The 21,851-nt window shown below is 64.1% G+C and carries 22 protein-coding genes and 1 pseudogene; 21 read left to right on the top strand and 2 right to left on the bottom strand.

The annotated features are described in order from the left end of the window. Positions 1-9: 9 nt before the first annotated feature. The 6 genes from proC to ABS769_RS12445 all read left to right on the top strand — a co-directional run bounded on the left by proC (position 10) and on the right by ABS769_RS12445 (position 4,133). Positions 10-864 (top strand): pyrroline-5-carboxylate reductase, encoded by an 855-nt coding sequence (proC, locus tag ABS769_RS12470; RefSeq protein ID WP_317061924.1) that lies wholly within the window; start codon positions 10-12, stop codon positions 862-864. A 437-nt stretch (positions 865-1,301) separates the two neighbouring features. Then, on the top strand, positions 1,302-1,727 hold the full coding sequence (locus ABS769_RS12465; RefSeq protein ID WP_115040574.1) for an HU family DNA-binding protein: 426 nt from the start codon (positions 1,302-1,304) through the stop codon (positions 1,725-1,727). A gap of 141 nt (positions 1,728-1,868) precedes the next feature. Then, entirely contained in the window at positions 1,869-2,483 is a 615-nt protein-coding gene (locus ABS769_RS12460) for a M23 family metallopeptidase (protein WP_317061923.1), read from the top strand. Between the two features lie 91 nt (positions 2,484-2,574). Next, positions 2,575-2,883, top strand: coding sequence for a DUF3861 family protein (locus ABS769_RS12455; protein WP_006448891.1), 309 nt, complete (start codon positions 2,575-2,577; stop codon positions 2,881-2,883). A 61-nt stretch (positions 2,884-2,944) separates the two neighbouring features. Next, the gene (locus tag ABS769_RS12450; RefSeq protein WP_430544160.1) at positions 2,945-3,481 is read left to right on the top strand and encodes a hypothetical protein; all 537 of its coding nucleotides are present in this window, start codon (positions 2,945-2,947) and stop codon (positions 3,479-3,481) included. Positions 3,482-3,536: 55 nt separating this feature from the next. After that, positions 3,537-4,133, top strand: coding sequence for a DUF1439 domain-containing protein (locus ABS769_RS12445; protein ID WP_006448893.1), 597 nt, complete (start codon positions 3,537-3,539; stop codon positions 4,131-4,133). 269 nt (positions 4,134-4,402) lie between these two features. Here ABS769_RS12445 and ABS769_RS12440 read toward each other — a convergent pair whose 3' ends face one another. After that, positions 4,403-4,870: an SET domain-containing protein gene (locus ABS769_RS12440; RefSeq protein ID WP_006448894.1), complete on the bottom strand. Its 468-nt coding sequence runs from the start codon at positions 4,868-4,870 to the stop codon at positions 4,403-4,405. 176 nt (positions 4,871-5,046) lie between these two features. On the opposite strand from ABS769_RS12440, the gene ABS769_RS12435 reads away from it, so the two are divergent. The 7 genes from ABS769_RS12435 (at position 5,047) to ABS769_RS12405 (ending at position 11,661) form a co-directional block, all read left to right on the top strand. Next, positions 5,047-5,505: an SUF system Fe-S cluster assembly regulator gene (locus ABS769_RS12435; protein ID WP_023904615.1), complete on the top strand. Its 459-nt coding sequence runs from the start codon at positions 5,047-5,049 to the stop codon at positions 5,503-5,505. A 15-nt stretch (positions 5,506-5,520) separates the two neighbouring features. Then, positions 5,521-6,978: a Fe-S cluster assembly protein SufB gene (sufB, locus tag ABS769_RS12430; protein WP_006448896.1), complete on the top strand. Its 1,458-nt coding sequence runs from the start codon at positions 5,521-5,523 to the stop codon at positions 6,976-6,978. A gap of 156 nt (positions 6,979-7,134) precedes the next feature. Beyond that, positions 7,135-7,899 (top strand): Fe-S cluster assembly ATPase SufC, encoded by a 765-nt coding sequence (gene sufC, locus ABS769_RS12425; RefSeq protein WP_317061922.1) that lies wholly within the window; start codon positions 7,135-7,137, stop codon positions 7,897-7,899. After that, positions 7,899-9,161, top strand: a complete 1,263-nt coding sequence (gene sufD, locus ABS769_RS12420) for a Fe-S cluster assembly protein SufD (RefSeq protein ID WP_317061921.1) — start codon at positions 7,899-7,901, stop codon at positions 9,159-9,161. The genes sufC and sufD overlap by 1 nt, the downstream gene beginning before the upstream one ends. Further along, entirely contained in the window at positions 9,158-10,402 is a 1,245-nt protein-coding gene (locus ABS769_RS12415) for a cysteine desulfurase (protein ID WP_317061920.1), read from the top strand. Before sufD ends, ABS769_RS12415 begins: the two co-directional genes overlap by 4 nt. A gap of 393 nt (positions 10,403-10,795) precedes the next feature. Then, positions 10,796-11,335 carry a GNAT family N-acetyltransferase gene (locus ABS769_RS12410; protein WP_205394197.1) on the top strand — a complete coding sequence of 180 codons (540 nt, stop codon included), beginning with the start codon at positions 10,796-10,798 and terminating at the stop codon, positions 11,333-11,335. Further along, positions 11,332-11,661: a non-heme iron oxygenase ferredoxin subunit gene (locus ABS769_RS12405; RefSeq protein ID WP_006448901.1), complete on the top strand. Its 330-nt coding sequence runs from the start codon at positions 11,332-11,334 to the stop codon at positions 11,659-11,661. The genes ABS769_RS12410 and ABS769_RS12405 overlap by 4 nt, the downstream gene beginning before the upstream one ends. 88 nt (positions 11,662-11,749) lie before the next feature. Here the strand turns inward: ABS769_RS12405 and ABS769_RS12400 are convergent. Beyond that, positions 11,750-11,946 (bottom strand): annotated as a pseudogene (locus tag ABS769_RS12400) (hypothetical protein); the annotation flags it as partial. Positions 11,947-12,572: 626 nt separating this feature from the next. On the opposite strand from ABS769_RS12400, the gene ABS769_RS12395 reads away from it, so the two are divergent. From ABS769_RS12395 to ABS769_RS12360, 8 genes are all read left to right on the top strand, one after another. Further along, entirely contained in the window at positions 12,573-14,891 is a 2,319-nt protein-coding gene (locus tag ABS769_RS12395) for a TonB-dependent receptor (protein ID WP_317061919.1), read from the top strand. Positions 14,892-14,939: 48 nt separating this feature from the next. Further along, positions 14,940-15,626, top strand: coding sequence for a Fe2+-dependent dioxygenase (locus ABS769_RS12390; RefSeq protein WP_317061918.1), 687 nt, complete (start codon positions 14,940-14,942; stop codon positions 15,624-15,626). Further along, on the top strand, positions 15,619-16,377 hold the full coding sequence (locus ABS769_RS12385; RefSeq protein ID WP_317061917.1) for a tetratricopeptide repeat protein: 759 nt from the start codon (positions 15,619-15,621) through the stop codon (positions 16,375-16,377). Before ABS769_RS12390 ends, ABS769_RS12385 begins: the two co-directional genes overlap by 8 nt. 7 nt (positions 16,378-16,384) lie before the next feature. Beyond that, on the top strand, positions 16,385-17,023 hold the full coding sequence (locus ABS769_RS12380) for a PepSY-associated TM helix domain-containing protein (RefSeq protein ID WP_317061916.1): 639 nt from the start codon (positions 16,385-16,387) through the stop codon (positions 17,021-17,023). Between the two features lie 22 nt (positions 17,024-17,045). Next, entirely contained in the window at positions 17,046-17,561 is a 516-nt protein-coding gene (locus ABS769_RS12375; RefSeq protein WP_317061915.1) for a DUF2271 domain-containing protein, read from the top strand. Between the two features lie 179 nt (positions 17,562-17,740). Beyond that, positions 17,741-18,544 (top strand): DUF4198 domain-containing protein, encoded by an 804-nt coding sequence (locus ABS769_RS12370; protein WP_104551643.1) that lies wholly within the window; start codon positions 17,741-17,743, stop codon positions 18,542-18,544. A gap of 67 nt (positions 18,545-18,611) precedes the next feature. Next, a complete protein-coding gene (locus ABS769_RS12365) occupies positions 18,612-19,586 on the top strand; it encodes an FAD:protein FMN transferase (protein WP_317061914.1) in 975 nt (324 codons plus the stop codon). Beyond that, positions 19,583-21,331: a flavodoxin domain-containing protein gene (locus ABS769_RS12360; protein WP_317061913.1), complete on the top strand. Its 1,749-nt coding sequence runs from the start codon at positions 19,583-19,585 to the stop codon at positions 21,329-21,331. Before ABS769_RS12365 ends, ABS769_RS12360 begins: the two co-directional genes overlap by 4 nt. Positions 21,332-21,851: the final 520 nt, after the last annotated feature.

Here is a 21,851-nt window from a genome sequence, read left to right as displayed (position 1 = left end):
GGTGCTGCAATGACTCTGCCCTCTTCGCCCGCGTCTTCGCATCCCGGCGCTGCAATCATCGCGTTCGTCGGTGGCGGCAACATGGCGCGCAGCCTGATTGCCGGGCTGATCCGGCAAGGCGTGCCCGCAACCAGCATTCGCGTGGCCGAGCCGATTGCCGAAGTACGCGAGGCTTTGTCGCGCGACTTCGGCGTGCACGCCGTGGAAGACGCCCGCACCGCCGTGGACGGCGCGGCCATCTGGGTATTGGCAGTCAAACCGCAGGTACTGCCTTCGGTGTGCGCACAGCTGGCCGACCTTGCGCAGGCGCAGCAGCCGCTGCTGCTGTCCATCGCTGCCGGCATCACTGCAACGCAACTGCAGCGCTGGTCGGGCGGTGACGTGGCAGTGGTGCGCGCAATGCCCAACACGCCTGCCCTGCTCGGCGCCGGCGTCACCGGGCTGTACGCCACTGCGCGCGTTTCCGACGCGCAACGCGTGCAGGCGACCCGCTTGCTGGATAGCGCAGGCGTCACCGTGTGGATCGACGACGAAGCGCAGATGGACGCGGTAACCGCCGTCTCCGGCAGCGGCCCGGCCTATGTCTTTCTGCTGGCCGAAGCGATGGAGGCTGCTGCGCAGGCGCAGGGTCTACCCGCCGACACCGCACGCACGCTGGTGCTGCAAACCCTGCTTGGCGCCGCGCGCATGCTGACAGAATCCGGCGAAGCACCGGAGCAGCTCCGCCACCGCGTGACCTCGCCCAACGGCACCACGCAGGCGGCGATCGAGGCATTCCAGGCCGGCGGCTTCGAAGCGCTCACCGCAAGCGCAATCGCCGCAGCCACCGAGCGCGGCCGTAGCCTGTCGGCCGCCAACGATTAGCGAATCCACTAACGAAGAAGCGCAGGATTTCCTCGCAACCAAAGCTGATTGCAGGTATGCAGTCGATCCGTCGGCACTACAGAGATCCTGCATAACGGCGATCCATCCGCGCTGGCCATGCCGACCAACGCCATCAGCCAGCCGCAGATTCCGGCAACACCCAACACCAGATCGCCTGCTCGATCACGCACGCAAGCTCGCGCTGAAGACCTGCTGCTCTGCGTCAGACGCTTCGTCAACGCGCACATCGCAACCGACTCGACAATGCGTTTCGTACGCGTTTTCTGCCGCTGGTGAACGAATCCCCGTCGAAAGACGCTTTTTTCGCGTTGTTTCATCGTTTGCCTATTGGCGGCGCGCAGCAGTTGCCCTACATTTCGCGTTGCCGACTGGGTCGGCAGACCCAACACCACCTACGAATACGGAATACATAACTCATGGCAAAAACCGCCGCTAAGAAGGCTGCCCCCAAAAAGGCAGTGAAAAAGGTCGCCGCCACCAAGACCGCAAAGCCGGCGAAGGCCGCCGCTGCCAAGTCCGCCGCGCCGAAGCCGATCAAGGAAGCACTGAGCAAGACCGGCCTGGTCGCGCACATCGCCGAATCCACCCAGCTGGCTCCGAAGGACGTCCGCGCCGTTCTGGCTTCGTTGGAAGCCACTGCACACGCCTCGCTGAGCAAGAAGGGTGCTGGCACGTTCACCCTGCCTGGCATGCTGAAACTGACCACCGTGCATGTGCCGGCCAAGCCGAAGCGCAAGGGTATCAACCCCTTCACCAAGGAAGAGCAGACCTTTGCTGCCAAGCCGGCCACCACCAAGCTCAAGGCGCGTCCGTTGAAGAAGTTGAAGGACTCCGCGCTCTAATCGAGCACGCATCCGGTGTAACGAAGGCGGCCTGCGGGCCGTCTTTTTTTTGCGCGCGCGATACCGCATACGTGACTACCCACATGCCGCTCATCGCCGCTTGCCTACCCTGCGTGCTGATTCGCAACCCAGCAGGTACATGTGACCGATCCATCGCCCCACCCTCCATCGACTACACTGCGGTCCACCGCCCGCAGCCCCGCACGCCGCGTGCGCCGCCTGCTGGTGTCGGTCGCCCTGCTGTGCGCCTTGGGTGTCGCCGCACGCTGGGCCTGGCAGTTGCCGATCGCCGAGCAGCTGCGCACCAGCTGGGAGCTGTCACGGATGCCGCCGCCGACGTCTTTGCAGATTCCGGTCGAAGGTGTGCAGGCGCGCCGCATCGCCGACACCTTCGGCGCGCCGCGTGGCCGCGATCGCAGCCATGCCGGCGTGGATATCTTCGCGCCACGCGGCACGCCGGTGCTGTCTGCAACCCGCGGCGTGGTCAGCGCCATTCGCGATCAAGGCCTGGGCGGCAAGCAGGTCTGGGTGCTGGGGCCGGCCATGCAGCGGCATTACTATGCGCATCTGGACGACTGGGCCGCAGGCTTGGAGGTCGGCGATGTGGTCGAGCCCGGCACACCGCTGGGCATGGTCGGCACCACCGGCAACGCACGCGGCACGCCGCCGCATCTTCACTATGGGGTCTATGGGCGCAACGGTGCGTACGATCCGCTGCCGCTGCTGCGCAAACCCGCACCACAGCCGGCACAGTGAACATGTTGGAACACTGCGTCATGGCCTGCCCTATCGAGGCCACCGCACGCTGCGCCTATGGTGGAGACAGCCCAGCAACGACGCCATCTCCATGCCCCGAAAACGCTATCGCATTACGGTCACGCCCATCGAAAGCGATGGCCGCCCCTGCGACGACCGCTGCACCATCGAGTTCGAACAGCGCTCGCGCGCCGACTGGATGCGGCTGCTCGAAGAGTTGCACCTGCGCCGCGACCTGAGCAGCGACGAATGCGCCGCGCTGACAGTCGGCTCGCAGCTGCTGGAAGATCTGGCCGCCCGCCCGCGCGCGCAGCCCAGCGATGCGCTGGATGTATTGCGACCAAAGCTGCAACTGCTGCTGGAGCGCCTGCAGCGCGTGCACCCAACGCCAGGCGCTTGAGGCCTGCATCGCCGCATTGCGCGGACCGTTACACTGCGCGCATCGGGGATGGGGACGCGCCATGCGCTGGGCTGGAATCGTAGTATTTGCCGCTGCAATCGCTGGCTGCAGTTGTCAGCGCACCGAAGACAAACGCACGTCTGTTGCTGCGCCCTCGTCGCCAACCCGGGCTGTGACAGGTAATCCAAGCACAGTCACCGACGCTGAAGCGCCCGCACCACTGGCGCCAACGCCCGACGCCGCAGCGCGCGCCGAATTCGCCAAAGCAAGCGCCACCGTGCATCGGTATCTGGGCGCACTACCCGGTGCGGCACGCGCGGATGCCGATGCGCTGTGGACCGGCGGTCGTCCCTCACCGGTGCCGGACGACGCAGCGCTACGCGGCATCACCAATATCCAATCGATGCGCATCAACAACGATCCACCCATTGCCTTGGACCAGCAGCATCCGCCCAAGCTGATCGAAGTGCCGGTGCAACTGACCGTGCGCACCACCGCCGGCACGCAGCGTCTGGTCGGTGCGTATCGACTCCAACCCCGTGCCGGCAGCGATACATGGGAGATCTATTCGGCAACGCTGCAGCCGGTGCTGCGCTAACCCGTGGTTCACCGGCGCAGACTAAGGTGATGTCATCTGCTACCGGAGTCACCCGATGAAACTGCGTTCGCTTGCCGGATCCATGCTCGCCCTCGCCCTGGCAATGCCCGTCACCGGTGCCTGGGCCACGCCGCAGATCCAGGGACATCAAATCAGTGTGCAGGGCAGCGATCTGCAGCAATTCCTGGGTGGCCGCTTCCCGCAGACGCATGACGCACTGGGTGGCTTGGTCGAAATGACGGTCAGCAATCCGGCGCTGTCGCTGCCGCCGGGCGACCGGCTCAAGATGGCCTTCGATCTGGCCCTGGCCACCGCAGGCGGCGCGCCGGCACCGGTCGGCAACGTGACCTTGACCAGTGCGCTGCGCTACGACGTGGCCAAGCAAGGCTTTTATCTTGATCAACCCACCATCGATGACTTCCGCCCTGCCAATGCCGGCGCCAAGCTCGATCACAGCACCCGCCAGTTGCTCAATGCCTGGCTGGCCGATTACGCGCGCAAGGAGCCGATCTATCGCATCGACCCGGCCATCGCGGCGGTGATGGGCAATGTGCAGGTGGAGTCGGTGGGCATCCAGAACGGACGAGTGGCGGTGAACTTCAATCAGAACATCGAGCAACTGGTGCCGGCGACAGCGCTTTCCGGCAAGTAGACGATCCGCGCTGCGCCAGCGCGGGGCTCGCTGGCCGGCGCCATTGCGCGGCAGGCGTTGCACACACACAAAGGCCCGGCGCATCGATCGCCTGGCCTTTGTTGCGAAAGACGTCTGGGAAGACGGCAATGCTGTTGTTGGAAGCGATCCACTAACAAGTGAATCGACTGCGTCAGCATGCAGATCGAACCCGCGTATTGCGCGTTCCCGGTTGCGCACTCCTGAAAGAGAGTGCGCATCGCATCATCGCGATGCCGGTACGCGCGTGCTCAGCGCTTGGGCTGCAGCATCGTGCCGGTGCAGTTCTTGGAGCCGCAGCGGCATTCCCAGATCTTCTTCAAACGCGGTGTGTGGCGCTCGGCCAGCGTGATGCCGTAGTTATAGGTGAGCTCTTCGCCGGCCTTGATCGCACGCTTGGCCTCGATGAAGATCTTGTCCTTGCTGCGATCGTCGCCTTCGGCCTCTTCGATCACCGCTTCGCAATTGGGCTTGCAGCTGTGGTTGATCCAGCGTGCCACGTTGCCTTCGTAGTTGGCATCCAGCACGTAGTCGTCGCTGAGCGTGAACAGGAAGGTGTGGCCACTTTCCACATCGCCAGTGTCATCGGCATCCACTTCCGCATGCGTGCGCAGGCGCCCCTTGTATTGAATGATGCGCTCGCCCTTGCGGAGCGCGGCGAGGGCGAACATGCCATTGCCGTGGATACGTGACTTGCGGGCGGCAACTTTGCGCGACATGAACGGGGTCCAGTGATGGGGCCGCTCATTGTGACCGCAGCGCGACGATGCGCCAAGCACAAGCGCATTGCCGACGGCAACGCCCGACGCTTGCCGGCGGCTGAACCGCGCGGTTGGCCCTGCCCCACTCGAAAGAGTACAATTTCGGTCCGCTTTAGGATTTACCTGGTCTCCTCATGTTGCGCGTCACCAAACTCACCGATTACGCCACCGTCGTGCTGACCGTATTGGCTGCACGCGGCGATCAGGTGCTCAGCGCGAGCGAGCTGGCCGAGCAGGCCGGCCTGGAAGCGCCGACCGTAAGCAAGATTCTCAAACCGTTGTCGCAAGCGGGCCTGGTCGAAGGTTTGCGCGGCGTGCATGGCGGCTACCGGCTTGCACGCGCGGCCAGCGAGATCACACTCGTTGAAATCGTCGAGGCAATGGAAGGCCCGCTGGCGATAACCGAATGCAGCCAGGACCACAGCCAGTGCGGCATCGCGCAGACATGCGGGGTGCGCTCCAACTGGCGTTTGATCAACGACGTGGTCGGCGATGCATTGCGTCGCGTCACGCTCGCACAGATGTTGCAACCCCTCTCTCTCCCTGGCGACAGCAGTCGGCGTTCCATCGCCGCACGCGTCGCGACCACCTGACCTGTAGGCAGCCCGATGGCCACCGAACTTGCTCCCCCGCAGAACGCCGAGATTATCGAACGGCTGGGCCGACGTTACGACGCCGGCTTCATCACAGACATCGAATCGGACTCGCTCCCGCCCGGCCTGGACGAGGATGTCATCCGTGCCTTGTCGGCCAAGAAAGAAGAGCCGCAATGGATGACCGACTGGCGTCTTGAGGCGTATCGGCATTGGCTGAAGATGCCGATGCCGGAGTGGGCGAAGTTGCAGATCTCCCCGATCGATTTCCAGGCGTTGAGCTATTACTCCGCGCCCAAGGGCCCGAAGTACGCCTCGCTGGACGACGTGCCGAAGGAACTGCTCGATACCTACGACAAGCTTGGCGTGCCGCTGCACGAGCGTGCCCGGCTGGCCGGCGTGGCGGTGGATGCAGTATTCGATTCGGTCTCGGTCGGCACCACCTTCCGCAAGGAACTGGCCGAAAAGGGCGTGATCTTCTGCTCGATGTCCGAAGCCATCAAGGAACATCCGGAGATCGTCAAACAGTATCTGGGTAGCGTGGTGCCGGTTGGCGACAATTACTTCGCCGCGCTCAACTCGGCGGTGTTCTCCGATGGCAGCTTCGTGTTCATCCCGAAAGGCGTGCGTTGCCCGATGGAACTGAGCACCTATTTCCGCATCAATGCCGGCCATACCGGCCAGTTCGAGCGCACCTTGATCGTGTGCGAAGACAAGGCGTATGTGTCGTATCTGGAAGGCTGCACCGCGCCGATGCGCGATGAAAACCAGCTGCATGCAGCGGTGGTCGAGCTGGTGACGCTGGAAGACGCCGAGATCAAGTATTCGACCGTGCAGAACTGGTACCCGGGCGATGAAAACGGCGTTGGCGGCATCTACAACTTCGTCACCAAGCGTGCCGAATGCCGTGGCGACCGCAGCAAGGTCACCTGGACCCAGGTCGAAACCGGCTCGGCAATCACCTGGAAGTATCCGTCCTGCGTGCTGCTCGGCGACGATTCGGTGGGCGAGTTTCACTCGGTGGCACTCACCCATCATCGTCAGCAGGCCGATACCGGCACCAAGATGATCCACATCGGCAAGCGCACCAAGAGCAAGATCGTCAGCAAGGGCATCAGCGCCGGGCGTGGCCAGAACACCTATCGTGGTCTGGTCAAGGTGGACCGTAACGCCGATGGCGCGCGCAACTATACCCAGTGCGATTCGCTGTTGATCGGCAAGCAGTGCGGCGCGCATACCTTCCCCTACATCGAGGTGAAGAATCCCGGCGCCACCGTCGAGCACGAGGCCACCACCTCCAAGATCAGCGACGACCAGTTGTTCTATTGCCGCGCGCGCGGCATCAGCCAGGAAGATGCGGTGTCGCTGATCGTCGACGGTTTCTGCAAGCAGGTGTTCCGCGAACTGCCGATGGAGTTCGCAGTGGAAGCCAAGAAACTGCTGGAAGTTTCCTTAGAAGGCAGCGTCGGCTGACACCTTTCCCCTTCTCCCCTCGGGAGAAGGTGGCGCGCAGCGCCGGATGAGGGTACGGGGCGAAGCCATGTGCACCCAAACAGCACGCTGCTTCGCACGAACCCTCACCCCAACCCCTCTCCCGGCGGGAGAGGGGCTCAATCACTGGATACGAATATGCTCAAGATCAACAATCTCCACGCCAGCATCGCCGGCAAAGAAATCCTCAAAGGCCTGTCGCTGGACATCAAGCCGGGCCAGGTGCACGCCATCATGGGGCCCAACGGTGCGGGCAAATCCACGCTGGGCAATGTGCTGGCCGGGCGCGATGGCTACGAAGTCAGCGCAGGCAGCGTGCAGTTCGAAGGCAAGAACCTGCTCGACCTTCCGCCGGAAGAACGTGCCGCCGCCGGCCTGTTCCTGGCCTTCCAGTACCCGGTGGAAATCGCCGGCGTCAACAACACCTATTTCCTGCGTGCCGCGCTCAACGCGCAGCGCAAGGCGCGTGGCGAAGAAGAGCTGGACTCGATGCAGTTCCTCAAGCTGGTGCGGCAGAAACTGGCCGTGCTGCATCTGAAGGACGAGCTGCTGCATCGCGGCGTCAACGAAGGTTTCTCCGGTGGCGAAAAGAAGCGCAACGAGATCTTCCAGCTGGCCGTGCTCGAGCCCAAGCTCGCCATCCTGGACGAAACCGATTCGGGCCTGGATATCGACGCACTCAAGAGCGTGGCCGACGGCGTCAACGCGCTGCGCTCGCCGGAGCGCTCGTTCCTGGTGATCACCCATTATCAGCGCCTGCTCGATTACATCACCCCAGACGTAGTGCATGTGCTGGCCGAAGGCCGCATCGTGCAGAGCGGTGGCCCGGAACTGGCGCTGGAGCTGGAAAAGCACGGCTACCACTTCCTCAAGGACCGCGTGGTGCCCGAGGCGGCTGCCTGATGAGCGCCTTGCTGGAATCCCTCGCACGCGGTTTCTGCGGCAACGATGTACAACGTGCCGAACTCGATGCCGCGCTGCAGACCGGCCTGCCCGGCCCGCGCGCCGAAGCCTGGAAATACACCTCGCTGCGGCAGCTGGAGCGGCGCAGTTTTCAGACTGCGCCCTTGGTACCAACGCTGGTCGATGCCTCCGTGCTGGACGATATCGCCTCGCCACGGCTGGTGTTCGTCAACGGGCGCCCGTCCGATGCACTGAGTGACTTGTCGACGCTGCCCGACGGCGTGCAGCTGGAGACCTTGTCCGCCTCGCTGGCTGCCAGCGATGACGCGCAGCAGCTGCTCGGTCGCCGTTTCGAAGGCAGCGATGAAATCTTCGCCCGTCTGAATGCCGCGCTTGCCGACGAAGGCGTGCTGGTGCGTGTGCAGGAAGGCGCGCAGATCGATATTCCGCTGCACCTGGTCTTTATCAGCGTGGCCGGCGAGCACGACCTGTCCTGGCATCACCGCCACTTGATCGAACTGCGTGCCGGCGCTGCGCTGAACGTGGTCGAGCATCACCTGCATGTCGGCGATGCCGCGCATCTGGATAACAGCCTGATGCATGTGCATCTGGCCCAGGATGCGGTGTTGTCGCATGCGCGCGTGCAGGCCGACAGTGCGCACGCCACCTCGCTGTTGCGTACCGATGCGGTGCTGGCACGCAATGCGCGCTACCAGCGCGTAGATCTGGAACTGGGCGCCAACCTGTCGCGGCACGAGCTCAACGTGCGCCTGGAAGGCAACAACGCCCAGCTCACCGCCAATGGCGTACTGCTCGGCAACGGCCGCCGCCATGTCGATACGCGTCTGGGCATCCAGCACATTGCACGCGATACCAGCTGCGAGCTGGTCTGGCGCGGCGTGGGCGCCGATCGCAGCCGTGTGGTGTTTCATGGCGGCATCCACATTCGCCCCGGTGCCGACGGCAGCGACGCGCGGCTGTCGAACAAGAATCTGCTGCTGTCGGCCAATGCCGAGATCGACACCCAGCCGGTGCTGGTGATCGATGCCGAAGAAGTGCAGGCCGCGCACGGTGCCACCGTCGGCCAGCTCGACGACAACGCCTTGTTCTATCTGCGCTCGCGCGGTCTGCCGCAGGCCGATGCACAGCGTTTGCTGAGCGCCGCGTTCTGCCACGAGCCGCTGCGTGTGCTGCCCACCGCGCTGACTGCGGTACTGGCGCTGCAGCTGGACCGCGCACTGACCTCGGCAGGCGTGGCATGAACGCGCCCGCCGTCCCGCAACTGGCCGCGCCGGATTGGGAGCGCGTGCGCTCGGATTTCCCGTTGTTGATGCGGCAGGTGCACGGCAAGCCGCTGATCTATTTCGACAACGCCAACACCGGCCAGAAGCCGCTGCAGGTGATTGCCGCGACCGACGAGTTCTATCGTCGTCAAAACGCCAATGTGAGCCGCGCGGTGCATGCGCTGGGCACCGAAGCCACTGATGCGTTCGAAGGCGCGCGCAGCAAGCTCGCCCGCTTTCTCAACGTGCGCGCCGACGAACTGGTGCTGTGCAGCGGCACGACCTTTGCGATCAATCTGGTCGCTTATTCCTGGGCGCTGCCGCGCCTGGGCGCCGGCGATGTGATCCTGATTTCGCGCATGGAGCACCACGCCAACATCGTGCCGTGGCAGCTGGTGGCGCAACGCACCGGCGCGACCATCCGCGTGGCCGAGATCACCCCGGACGGCGCGCTGGATCTGGATGCCTTGCGCAAGGCGATGACGCCGGAAGTCAAGCTGCTGGCGATCACGCACGTGTCCAATGTGCTAGGCACGGTCAACCCGGTGCGCGAGATCTGCCGCGAGGCGCGCAAGCGCGGCATCGTCACCGTGGTGGACGGCTCGCAAGCTGCTCCGCATCGGCGTATCGACGTGGCCGGCATCGGTTGCGATTTCTACGCCATCACCGGCCACAAGATGTGCGGGCCGACCGGCACCGGCGCGCTGTGGGCACGTCGCGAACACTTGCAGGCAATGCCGCCGTTTTTAGGCGGCGGCGAGATGATCAAGGAAGTCAGCTTCGACGGCACGGTGTTCAACGATGCCCCGCACAAGTTCGAAGCCGGCACGCCCAACATCGCCGGTTTCATCGGCCTGGGCTCAGCGGTGGATTACCTGGAGTCGGTCGGGCTGGCGCACGTGGAAGCGCGCGAAACCGAGTTGCTCGCACACTTCACCGAAGAACTGCAGCGTATCGAAGGCCTGCGCATTTTCGGTACCACGCCGGACAAGGCCGCAGTGGTCTCGTTCCTGGTCGAAGGCGCGCATGCGCATGATCTGGCCACCCTGCTCGACCTGGAAGGCATCGCCATCCGCTCGGGCCAGCATTGCGCGCATCCATTGCTGCAGTACTACGGCGTTGCCGCCACTTGCCGCGCCTCGCTGGCGTTCTACAACACGCACGATGAGATCGAGCGTTTTGTTGCTGCGTTGAAGAAGGTGCGGACGTTGCTGGGGTGAATGTGGGGCCGGGAGTGGGGATTGGTAATTCGGGATTGTGATGCGGGATTTTTAGCTGGTGATTCGTGATTCGTAAGTACTGAACCCTTTGAGCTCCAAGACATCGCAATTCCTTCTCCCACCGGGAGAAGGTGCCCTGAAGGGGCGGATGAGGGTACGTGCGAGGCCTCGTGTAATCCTGCTCCACTGCAGCTTCGCTCCGTACCCTCACCCCAACCCCTCTCCCGATGGGAGAGGGGCTCGATCCCGGACCGATCGTTTCTGCGTTGACTGACGGTGTGCAACTCAGTGGATTTCGCGTACCGGAGAAGCATGTAGTGCATCTCTAAGCGAAACGAGCAAGCTCTAGCCAATCCCAAATCACCAATCCCCGATTCTCGCTAAACTGCTGCAATGCAGACCACCACTTTCCGCACCGCCACCGTCGACGATATCGACGCCCTCGTTTCGCTGGTGACTTCCGCCTATCGCGGCGATGTCAGCCGCGTTGGCTGGACCACCGAAGCCGACTTCCTCGACGGCGCGCGGATCGATCCCGCCGTGCTGCGCGAAGACCTGTTGCGTGACCGCAGCCTGGTGCTGCTGGTCGAACAGGACGGGCGACTGCTGGCCTGCGCGCATATCGCCGACGACCACGGCGCCGGGTATTTCGGCATGTTTGCGGTCGACCCGTCGCTGCAAGGCAGCGGGCTCGGCAAGACGCTGTTGGCCGAAGCCGAACGCATCGCTTTCAGCGAGTGGCAGCTCCCGGTGATGCGCATGACGGTGATCGACATCCGCGATGAGCTGATCGCGTTTTACGAGCGACGTGGCTATCGCCGCACCGGCATCACCAAGCCGTTTCCGTATGGCGACGTGCGTTTCGGCGTGCCGCTGCGCCAGGATCTGCGCTTCGAAGTGCTGGAAAAACCGCTCGGCGGCGCAGCGCTGTGAGCGAGACCTGGACCTTCGTCTGCGCCAGCGAGGCGCTGCTGCCCGGCGAGTTGCAGACCGTCTGGGATGAGGTGACCGACGCCCCGATCGTGGTCTTCAACCTCGACGGCGAGCTGTATGCGCTGGAAGACCGCTGCAGCCACGAAGACTACGAGCTGTCCCCCGGGACGTTCGACCCGGCGGCCGGCACCATCGAATGCCTGCTGCACAGCGCCCGCTTCGATATCCGCGACGGTCGCCCGTTGTGCGCCCCGGCCTACACCGCCGTGCCCAAATTCCCGGTCAAGCGCGAACACGGCGGCATCTGGGCACGCGACGACCGCTGAGAGCGGTGAGATCAGTTGAGTGCGGCAGGTCGGATGTGGCTGTGATCGTGGCTTTGCCCGTAGAAGCCAAGGTTAAAAAGCCTAGTGAGTCGAGCGCGCGGTGCCCTCGCCGCTCGCGGGACACGCCGTGAATCCGTCCCTGGAGGCTCAGTGGCCGCATCCATGCCGCCACATGGTCCCGCAAGCGGCGAGGACACCGCACCAGACAGATTGCTGGTTGCTTTGTTGAAAACCATGCACACCGACCACCTCGACTGGTCCTGGCCCGCCCACCGTCGCGGGCCCTTACGCGGCCTGGATGCCGCGTAAGAGCCTACACGGACGTACTTGCGGCGTGTCCCGCGACGGTGGGCGGGCAAGGGCCCTGCAGCCAAGTCGCAGATCAGCTGCTAATGCGGCAGTCATCGCTGCTACACGAACGTACTCACGGCGTGTCCCGCGATGGTGGGCGGGCAAGGGCCCTGCAGCGAAGTGGCAGATTAGCGGCCCGCAGACAGGCGTGAATTAGGTTGGTCCGCCAATTGCAGTTCGTTCCGCCAATTCAAATAGCGCACAAACCTTTCTGCCACAACGCTTCGGGCAGCGGGAACCACCGCGCGACGTCGTCCAACGACAAAGATTGCAAAGAAGAATGATTTGCATTTAAGATCGCAGCCCTTCAGGCCTTCTTAACAACTGGCCTGCCCTGCGATCCCATGCGCCCAGCTCTGCCAGACCGTTTTCTCCTGCGTCCGCCCCGCCTGCGCCTTTCAGCGCGGCGCCTTGACGTGTGCGACATCGGGTCATGCCAGCACATCGCATCGGGCTAGCCGGCGCGCACTGTCGATCCACCTTTTTCAATCATCACCCCATCCCCGCATCCGCCGAGCCGTCGCCAGGCCGGAGCCTCGCTTTCCTCTTCGAGACGCCTCATGACTCCCAGGATTTCCCCGCTAACCTCGGCCGTGCTGCTGACGCTGTCCGCTCCTGCCTTCGCCCAGCCCGGCGATGCGCCGGCACCTCCGGGCGCGGTGGATCTGGATGCCATCCGGGTGCAGCAGGAACGCGCGCAGAAGCCGTCGTCGCCCAAGTACACCGAGGCACTGCGCGACACGCCGCAGACAATCACCGTGGTCACCAAGCAGACCATGGACCAGCAGAACCTGCTCTCGCTGCGCGATGTGCTGAGCACCCTGCCGGGCATCACCTTCGGCGCGGGCGAAGGCGGCGGCGGCTATGGCGACAGCATCAACCTGCGCGGCTTCACCGCCAGCAGCGACATCACCACCGATGGCGTGCGCGACAGTGCCCAATACAACCGCAGCGATATTTTCAACCTCGAAGCGGTGGAGTTGATCAACGGCGCCAACTCGGCCATGTCCGGTGCCGGCTCGGTCGGCGGCAACATCAATCTGGTGACCAAAACCGCCGGCCAGGGTGACTTCACCAATGTCACCTTGGGCGGTGGCAGCGATCGTTACGGCCGGCTGACCGCCGACAGCAACTACGATTTCGAAAACGGCACCGCGGTGCGCTTGAACGCGATGGGGCACACCCAGGACGTGCCCGGCCGCGACGAAGAGTTCCGCCATCGCTGGGGCTTTGCGCCGTCGGTGGCGTTCGGGCTGGGTTCGGACACCCGCTTCACGTTGAGCTACCTGCACCAGCACGACAACAACCTGCCGCAATTCGGTGTGCCGTTCGCACTCGGTCCGTTCAACGATGGTCCGCTGCCGGGCGTGGACCCGCAGACATTCTTCGGCTACCGCAACACTTCGCGTCAGGAAATCGACGTGGACATGCTGACCGGCGTGCTGGAAATGGACTTCGACAACAACGTCAGATTGCGCAGCCTGGCGCGCCTGCAGCGCGTGGACCAGACCACCGACACCACTGCCTTGCAGGGCAGCTGGTGCCTGCCCAACGGCACCGATCCTTACAGCGGGCGCGCCTGCGTCGGCCAGCCGCCCGCCACCTGGAACCCCAACAGCGGCCCGCGCGGGCTGGTGCGCGAGACCGAAAACTTCATCGCGCACAGTCAGACCGACCTGACCGCCACCCTGCACACCGGCGCCATCGAACACCGCGTGGTCGCAGGCGTGACCTTCAGCAAGGAAGACTTCGAACTCGATAGCGGCACCACTTTCCGCAATGCCGACGGCTCCACCACCGGCATCACCTACCCGCTGCAGTCGTTCGACAACCCATACAACATCTGGGCTGGCCCGCAGAACTATTTTCGCACTGGCCGCAGCAAGGGCAATCTGAGCAACCAGGCGGTCTACCTGTTCGACACGCTGCAGTTCAACGAGCAGTGGATGCTCAATCTGGGCGGTCGGTACGAACACAACGAAGGCGACAGCACGACCTATACCGTCAATGCCGCCGGCGATGTCACCGGCGTGGCCGCAGGCTTTCCGGCCGGCAACGAAGAAGACCTGTTTTCCTATCGTGCCGGTCTGGTGTTCAAGCCGGCCGAAAACGCAAGCCTGTATCTGTCCTACGCAAACAGCAAGACGCCCTCCAAGGCCTCGGTCAACGGCTCGTGCACACCGATCGCCACTGCCACCGCGGGCGCCAACTGCAATGTGGAACCGGAAACTGCGGTCAACATCGAATTGGGCGGCAAGTGGGACGTGATGAACGAACGTCTGGCGCTGACCGCTGCGCTGTTCCGCAACGAGCGCGAAAACTACCGCGTCAACAGTGGCGATCCGCTGATCCCCGAACAGGTGCTGGACGGCAAGGCACGCGTGGACGGTATCGCGCTCGGCGCCGCCGGCTATCTGACCGACAACTGGTCGGTCTTCGCCAATTACACTTTCCTGGATAGCGAAGTACTGCAGAGCGTGTCCAACCGGACCGAAAGCCTGAACGGCGACCCGGTGGCCGGCCGCGAACTGGTGCAGACGCCGCGCAATGCCGGCAGCGTCTGGACCACCTACACGCTCGACCAGTGGACCTTCGGCTACGGCGTCACCTACCAGGGCGGCTTCTATGCGAACAACGCCTCGGCGGCGGCCTACATCAAGACCGACGATTACTGGGTACATCGTGCGATGGTCGGCCTACGCGTCAACGATTGGCTCAGCCTGCAGTTGAACGTCAACAACCTGTTCGACGAGGAGTACTACACCAGCATCCGCAACAATCTCACCGTCAATGCAGCTGGCGTCGTCACCGGCGGCAACGGCTGGGCCATTCCCGGCGAAGGCCGCTCGGCGGTGTTGAGCGCCACCTTCAGTTTCTGACCTTCTGACACGCCGCCCGCCTCGCGCGGGCGGCGTGGAGACCACCGTATGCTGCTGTCCATTCCTGACCTGCTTACTCCCGCTCAGCTCAGCGAGTTGCGCGCGCGGCTGGACGCGGCCGACTGGGCAGACGGCCGCATCACCGCCGGCCATCAGTCGGCACAGGCCAAGGACAACGCACAGCTGCCCGAAGACAGTGCCATCGCGCGCGAAGCCAGCGCGCTGGTGCTGGATGCGCTCTCGCGCAGCAGCACGTTTTTTTCGGCGGCATTGCCACGGCGCATCTATCCGCCGCTGTTCAATCGCTACAGCGGCGGGCAGTCGTTCGGGTATCACGTCGACAACGCGATCCGCTACGACCGCAGTCGCGGCGGCGCAGACCCCATCCGCACCGACGTCTCCGCCACGCTGTTTCTCAGCGACCCGGACAGCTACGACGGCGGCGAGCTGGTGATCGAAGACACCTACGGCACGCAATCGGTGAAGCTACCGGCCGGGTACCTGGTGATCTATCCCGGCACCAGCCTGCATCGGGTGATGCCGGTGACCCGCGGCACCCGCGTGGCGTGTTTTTTCTGGACCCAAAGCATGCTGCGCGACGATGCGCAGCGCCGCCTGTTGTTCGAGCTGGATGTCTCCATCCGCCGGCTGACGCAAGATACCCCCGGTCACCCTTCACTGATCCAGCTCACCGGCGTGTATCACAACCTGTTGCGGCAATGGGCCGATGTCTGAGCCCGCACTGGACACCGCGCAGCTGATCGTCCTGCTGCGTACCCAACCCGATCACGCGGTGGCACTGCTGCGCAAGGCCGCTGCACGCCAGAATGTGGAGGCACAGCTGCTGCTCGCGCAGATATACGCCGAAGGTCGCGGCGTCGCGGCCGATCCGGCCATGGCGATGCTGTGGTACGAAGTCGCCGCCAATGCAGGGCATGCGGAAGCGATGAATCAGCTGGGGCGTTGCCACGAACTCGGCTTCGGCACTGCGTGCAATATCGTATTGGCCGCGCTGTGGTATCGCCGCGCCGCCGAGCACGGGCTGGATTGGGGCATGTATAACCTCGCGCATCTGTATGGCTCCGGCCGTGGCGTGGCGCAGGACCACGCGCAGGCGTTGGCGCTGTATCGCACTGCTGCCGAGCGCGGGCATGCCAAATCGATGAACTTTCTGGCGCGTTATCTGGATGAAGGACTGGCCTGCGATGCCGATCCAATCGCTGCGCGCGACTGGTATCGCCGCTCTGCCGAAGCAGGCGATTTCCGCGGCCAGGCCAATTACGCCACCTTGCTCGCAGATGGTGGCGACCTCGATCAGGCCGAGCACTGGATGCGGCGTGCGATCGCAGGCGGACATGCCGGCTTTCTGCAACAACTCACACCGCTGCTGGCAAGTGCGCGCCAGCCACGCTTGCAGGCATTGCTGAGCGAAATCGCTGCACGGCAAGCGCTGCTGCAGGTATCCGCCGCAGCGGATGCGGCCTGAGCCCAGCATGTCGACCTCCAACGACACCATTGCCACCACCCAGCAACGTCGCGGTTTCTGGCTGCGCATGCTGCATCAATGGCACTGGATTAGTTCGGCGCTGTGCCTGATCGGCATGCTGCTGTTTACCCTCACCGGGCTGACCTTGAATCACGCCGCGCGCATCGAAGCCAGCCCTTCGACCGAACAGCGCACGCTCACCCTGCCGCCCGCGCTTCTGAAAACCTTGGGCAACCGGCAGGAAGGCAATGCACCGCTGCCGCCACGCGTGGCGCAATGGCTGGGGCGCGAACTGGATATCAGCGTCGGCACACGCAGCGGCGAATGGTCGGCCGACGAGGTGTATGTCGCGTTGCCACGGCCAGGTGGCGATGCGTGGTTGAGCCTTGACCGCAGCACCGGTGCGATCGAGTACGAACGCACCGGACGTGGCGCAATCGCCTATCTCAACGATCTGCACAAGGGACGCAATGCGGGGCCGGCCTGGGGCTGGTTCATCGACGTGTTCGCCATCGCCTGCCTGGTGTTCTGCATCACCGGGCTGTTCCTGCTGCACCTGCATGCGCGCCAGCGCCGCATGACCTGGCCGCTGGTCGGCCTGGGTCTGCTGATTCCACTGCTGCTCGCCCTGCTGTTGATCCACTGACTTTTTCGCACCGGAGACGACCATGCGCGCCACCCTGACCATCGCCCTGAGCGGCCTGCTCGCCATGCCGGCGTATGCGGCCACGCTCGACATCAATGTCGAAATCCCCAAGCTCAACGTCGCCGAATATCACCGCCCGTATGTGGCGATCTGGCTGGAAGGTGCAGACCAGAAGGTCGCTGCCAATCTGTCGGTCTGGTATCAATCCAAGGACACCGCCGAAGGCCACGGCACCAAGTGGTTGCCGGACCTGCGCCAGTGGTGGCGCAAGAGCGGTCGCACCCTGGATGTGCCGGTCGACGGCGTCACCGGCCCCACTCGCCCGGCCGGCGCACACGCGCTGTCGTTCTCCGATACCAAGGGTACGTTGAAGTCGCTGCCGGCCGGCCAGTACACGCTGGTGGTGGAAGCCGCGCGCGAAGTCGGCGGCCGCGAATTGGTCAAGGTGCCTTTCACCTGGCCGGCAACGACTTCGCAAACCGCAAAGGCCAGCGGCAGCAGCGAGCTCGGTGCCGTCAGCCTGGTCGCAAAGCCCTGAGTGTTGCGCCGGCTGTCGGCCGCTGCACACAACGTGCGCGGCAAGCACCGGCGCAGATGCGCATTGCATTGCATCGCTTCACTAAACACACATCGCTTCCCACGCATCCACGCAGCGCCACACCCTCGCGCTGATCAGACACGTGATTCACCGTCCTCATCGTCCTTCAAGGAGTTGTCATGAAACGTTCTCTCGTCCTGATCGCCATGCTCGCCGCACTGCCGGTCAGTGCACTCGCCCACAAGGCCTGGTTGCTGCCGTCGCAGACCGTCATCGCCGGTGAAGCGCCGTGGATCACAGTGGATGCAGCCGTCTCCAACGACCTGTTCTACTTCAATCACGTGCCGCTGCGCCTGGATAACTTGAGCATCACCGCGCCGGATGGCAGCGCGCTCAAGCCGGAAAATCCGGCCACTGGCAAGTACCGCAGCGTGTTCGACCTGCAACTCACCCAGCCCGGCACCTACAAGCTCAGTATCGTCAACGCCGGCCTGTTCGCCAACTGGAAGGAAGACGGCAAGCCCAAGCGCTGGCGCGGCGACGAAGCCCGCTTCGCCACCGAGGTGCCGAAGAATGCGCAGGATTTGCAGGTCTCGCAGTCCTTCAATCGCGTGGAAACCTTCGTCACCCGCGGTGCGCCCACCACCACGGTCTTCAAGCCCAGCGGCAAGGGCATCGAGTTGATTCCAGTGACCCATCCCAACGATCTGGTCGTCGGCGAGGCGGCGCAGTTCACGCTGCAACTGGATGGCAAGCCGGCAGCCGGGCTGGAGATCGAAATCGTGCGCGGCGGCACCCGCTATCGCGATGCGCAGAACGAGATCAAGCTGAAGACCGATGCCAAGGGCGGCTTCAGCGTGACCTGGCCGGAAGCCGGCATGTACTGGCTGGAAACCACCACCGAAGACAAGAAAACCTCGCTGCCGCAAGCCAAGCAGCGTCGTCTGGGTTACGTCGCAACGCTGGAAGTGCTGCCGCAGTAATCCGCACGCACGCGGCAGGACTGCACGCAGCGTGCATCCTGCCGCACCGCCTTCATAAGATTTCTCCATGCCTGCATCGTCTTCCGCCGACCACGCCATCGCCACCCTTGGCGGCCGCAGCATGGGCACCACCTGGAGCGTCAAACTGATTGCGCCGCGTGGGCGCGATCTGCATCCGTTGCATGCCTGCATCCAGGCCGCGCTCGATCGGGTGGTCGCGCAGATGAGCACCTGGGAAGCGGATTCGGACATCAGCCGCTACAACCGCGCTACCGCTGGTCAGTGGCAGACCCTACCTGATGAATTTCATGCAGTGCTGAGCTCAGCTCTGCAGATCGCACAAGCCAGCGATGGTGCCTTCGACCCCACAGTCGGCCCCATGGTCGAGCTATGGGGCTTCGGTGCCTCGGGCGGGCGACGGCAGGTGCCTGCAGCCGATCAGATCGCCTTGGCCAGCGCGCGCTGCGGCTGGCGACGTCTGCAACTGGACGGCATGCGCGTGCTGCAGCCTGGCGCACTGGCGTTGGATCTATCCGGCATTGCAAAGGGATTCGGTGTGGACTGCGTGCATCGCGCGCTGCTGCGGGCCGACATCGACAGCGCATTGATCGAAGTCGGCGGCGAACTGTTCGGCTACGGCCGCAAGCCCGATGGCAGCGCGTGGCGCGTACTGGTCGAATCCGCACCCGACGAAGACGCCGGTGCTGCGTTGCCGCCACGTGTGCTGTCGCTGGACGGACTGGCGGTCGCCACGTCCGGTGATCGCTGGCACCGCTTCGATGCTGGCGGCATCCGCTATGCGCACACCTTCGACCCACGCAGCGGGACGCCCGTTCCGCATGCGCCCGCAGCAGTCACCGTGCTCGCACGCAATGCGATGCAGGCCGATGCCTGGGCCACTGCGATGACCGTGCTTGGCGCCGATGCCGGGCTTGCCTATGCACGCACTGCAGCGTTGGCCGTGCGTTTTCTTACGCGCAAGGACGGCGTTCTGCTTGAATCCATGAGTCCGGCCTTCGAGCAACAGTTGGCTGCGTCATGACCGCCAATAACCTTCGCGTGTGGCTTGGCAACGGGCTGGTTCTGCTTGCCCTTGCAGCCATCGTCGGATGGCTGAGCGGCTTGCATGCTGGTGCATGGTGGAGCGCACCAACCCCGCGTCGCTGGCAGTTGGCAGGTCTTGGGCTGACGCTCTACCTGGGCCTGTGCGCGGTCGTGCTGTTACGCGCACGCCGGCGCGTGGGCGCACGGCGCGCAGACGCCAGCGGCGTGCTGATCGTCTGGGCAAGCCAGACCGGATTTGCGCGTGAACTGGCCGAACGCAGCGTGGCCGCGCTGCAGTCGGCAGGCATCGGCGCGCACGCACTGCCACTGGACGCCGTCGATGTCGATCAACTCACACGTGTGCCGCGGCTGCTGTGCATCGTCAGCACCACCGGCGAAGGCGATGCACCCGATCATGCGCAAACAGCCGAGCGCGATTGGCTGGCCGGCGATGCGCAGGATCTGACGGCCGTGCAGTACGCCGTGCTGGCGTTGGGCGACCGTGGCTACGCCCAATTCTGCGCATTTGGCCGACGCATCGACGATCGCCTGCAGGCACGCGGCGCCACACGTTTGTTCGAACGCATCGAGGTCGACAATGCTGACCCGCGCGCCTTGCAGCAATGGCAACGGCGTCTGGCAGAGCTGGCGCCAGCACTTGCGGCACAACCCGACTGGAGCCTGCCGGCCTACACCGCCTGGCAGCTACGCGAGCGTGTCCACATCAATCCCGGCAGTGCGGGCGCACCGATTTACCGACTGCGTTTGACGCCTTGCGATGGCACGTTGCCGCAATGGAGCGCAGGCGATATTGCGGAGATCGTTCCGCACAACGCACCGAATGCGGTGGAGTCCTGGCTGCAACGCAACCAGCGCGATGGCGCCCAGCGCATCGACGGACGCACGCTGCGCGAATGGCTAAGCGGCGCGCAACTTCCCGTCGATGCCGATATCGATGTTGGTGTCGATGTGTGTGCCATTGCCGGCCCCGGCCCAAGTGCTGGTGCTGGCACCGATGCCGATGCCAAAGTCAAAATCGGCCCAGGTACTGACACAGTCACAGCCACTGATACAGGTGCAGCTACAGGCACAACTTCATCGCTAGACGCAGATGCATTGGTGCGCCGCCTTGCCGCCCTGCCCCATCGCGACTATTCGCTCGCATCCATTCCAGAAGAAGGCCACGTCGAACTGCTGGTGCGCGAGCACCTGCACACCGACGGCAGCCTGGGCCTGGGGAGTGGTTGGCTCTGCATCCATGCACCGATCGGCGCGCCCATCGCGCTGCGCCTGCGCAGCAACTCCGGCTTTCACCCGCCTGCACCCGAGCACCCAATGCTGCTGATCGGCAACGGCACCGGCATCGCCGGACTGCGCGCGCATCTACGCGCCCGTATCGCAGCCGGCGCACGTCGCAACTGGCTGCTGTTCGGCGAACGCAATGCCGCCCACGATGCGCTATATGCCGACGAACTGCAGCAGTGGCAACGCGATGGCTGGATCGAACGCTTGAATCTGGTGTACTCACGCGATCAACAACAGTCAGTGCGCTACGTACAACACGCACTGGCCGCTTCCGCCGACCACCTACGTCTGTGGGTCGATCAAGGCGCCTGCATCTACGTCTGCGGCAGCCTGCGCGGCATGGCACCCGAAGTCGACCAGACGCTTGAGTCAATTCTCGGCACCGATGTCAGACAAGACCTGCTGCGCAAAGGGTGCTATCGCCGCGACGTGTATTGAAGGTGACTAACGCCACCTGACGAACGGCCATCAACGGAGTATCCGTCGATGTCCTAGATGTCCAGAATGAATGCTGCCCGGAACCGCGACTAGCGTTGGTTGACACTAGAGCGGCAATAAAACGTCGAAAGCCTGGTTGGTCGAGTGCGCGGTGTCCTCACCGCTCGCGGGACACGCCGTGAACCCGTCCCTGGGGGCTCGGTGGCGGCATCCATGCCGCCACACGGTCCCGCAATCGGCGAGGACACCGCACCAGACAGTCTGCTGATTGCTTTGTTGAAAGCCATGAAAACCGACCAGTTCGACTGGTCCTTGCCCGCCCACCGTCGCGGGACCTTACGCGGCATGGATGCCGCGTAAGAGCCTTATCTGTTCGCAATCTGGCAGTTTAGGTGTCGAGAGCCGGCGTGGGCCACCGTGAGAGCCTGGATCTCAGCGATCGCCGTGTAGCTTGGTACCCACGCCGGATTCTCCCTTGATTCGCCCGAACAGTTGCCCGAGGTGACACTCGAAACGATAA

Origin of the sequence: Xanthomonas hortorum, assembly GCF_040279205.1 — a bacterium.
In the GTDB taxonomy this organism is placed as follows: Bacteria; Pseudomonadota; Gammaproteobacteria; order Xanthomonadales; family Xanthomonadaceae; genus Xanthomonas; species Xanthomonas hortorum_F.
Note: the sequence above shows the minus strand (reverse complement) of the source record. Positions and strands in the feature narration are given on the sequence as shown.

Excerpts from the sequence above, each read along its gene's own strand:
- ABS769_RS12450 (WP_430544160.1), top strand. The coding sequence starts at position 2,945 with ATGCGCTGGGCTGGAATCGTAGTATTTGCCGCTGCAATCGCTGGCTGC.
- ABS769_RS12380 (WP_317061916.1), top strand. The coding sequence starts at position 16,385 with ATGTCGACCTCCAACGACACCATTGCCACCACCCAGCAACGTCGCGGT.
- ABS769_RS12445 (WP_006448893.1), top strand. The coding sequence starts at position 3,537 with ATGAAACTGCGTTCGCTTGCCGGATCCATGCTCGCCCTCGCCCTGGCA.
- ABS769_RS12395 (WP_317061919.1), top strand. The coding sequence starts at position 12,573 with ATGACTCCCAGGATTTCCCCGCTAACCTCGGCCGTGCTGCTGACGCTG.
- ABS769_RS12375 (WP_317061915.1), top strand. The coding sequence starts at position 17,046 with ATGCGCGCCACCCTGACCATCGCCCTGAGCGGCCTGCTCGCCATGCCG.
- proC (WP_317061924.1), top strand. The coding sequence starts at position 10 with ATGACTCTGCCCTCTTCGCCCGCGTCTTCGCATCCCGGCGCTGCAATC.
- ABS769_RS12370 (WP_104551643.1), top strand. The coding sequence starts at position 17,741 with ATGAAACGTTCTCTCGTCCTGATCGCCATGCTCGCCGCACTGCCGGTC.
- sufB (WP_006448896.1), top strand. The coding sequence starts at position 5,521 with ATGGCCACCGAACTTGCTCCCCCGCAGAACGCCGAGATTATCGAACGG.
- sufD (WP_317061921.1), top strand. The coding sequence starts at position 7,899 with ATGAGCGCCTTGCTGGAATCCCTCGCACGCGGTTTCTGCGGCAACGAT.
- ABS769_RS12390 (WP_317061918.1), top strand. The coding sequence starts at position 14,940 with ATGCTGCTGTCCATTCCTGACCTGCTTACTCCCGCTCAGCTCAGCGAG.
- ABS769_RS12385 (WP_317061917.1), top strand. The coding sequence starts at position 15,619 with ATGTCTGAGCCCGCACTGGACACCGCGCAGCTGATCGTCCTGCTGCGT.
- ABS769_RS12365 (WP_317061914.1), top strand. The coding sequence starts at position 18,612 with ATGCCTGCATCGTCTTCCGCCGACCACGCCATCGCCACCCTTGGCGGC.
- ABS769_RS12455 (WP_006448891.1), top strand. The coding sequence starts at position 2,575 with ATGCCCCGAAAACGCTATCGCATTACGGTCACGCCCATCGAAAGCGAT.
- sufC (WP_317061922.1), top strand. The coding sequence starts at position 7,135 with ATGCTCAAGATCAACAATCTCCACGCCAGCATCGCCGGCAAAGAAATC.
- ABS769_RS12435 (WP_023904615.1), top strand. The coding sequence starts at position 5,047 with ATGTTGCGCGTCACCAAACTCACCGATTACGCCACCGTCGTGCTGACC.
- ABS769_RS12440 (WP_006448894.1), bottom strand. The coding sequence starts at position 4,870 with ATGTCGCGCAAAGTTGCCGCCCGCAAGTCACGTATCCACGGCAATGGC.
- ABS769_RS12415 (WP_317061920.1), top strand. The coding sequence starts at position 9,158 with ATGAACGCGCCCGCCGTCCCGCAACTGGCCGCGCCGGATTGGGAGCGC.
- ABS769_RS12360 (WP_317061913.1), top strand. The coding sequence starts at position 19,583 with ATGACCGCCAATAACCTTCGCGTGTGGCTTGGCAACGGGCTGGTTCTG.
- ABS769_RS12410 (WP_205394197.1), top strand. The coding sequence starts at position 10,796 with ATGCAGACCACCACTTTCCGCACCGCCACCGTCGACGATATCGACGCC.
- ABS769_RS12465 (WP_115040574.1), top strand. The coding sequence starts at position 1,302 with ATGGCAAAAACCGCCGCTAAGAAGGCTGCCCCCAAAAAGGCAGTGAAA.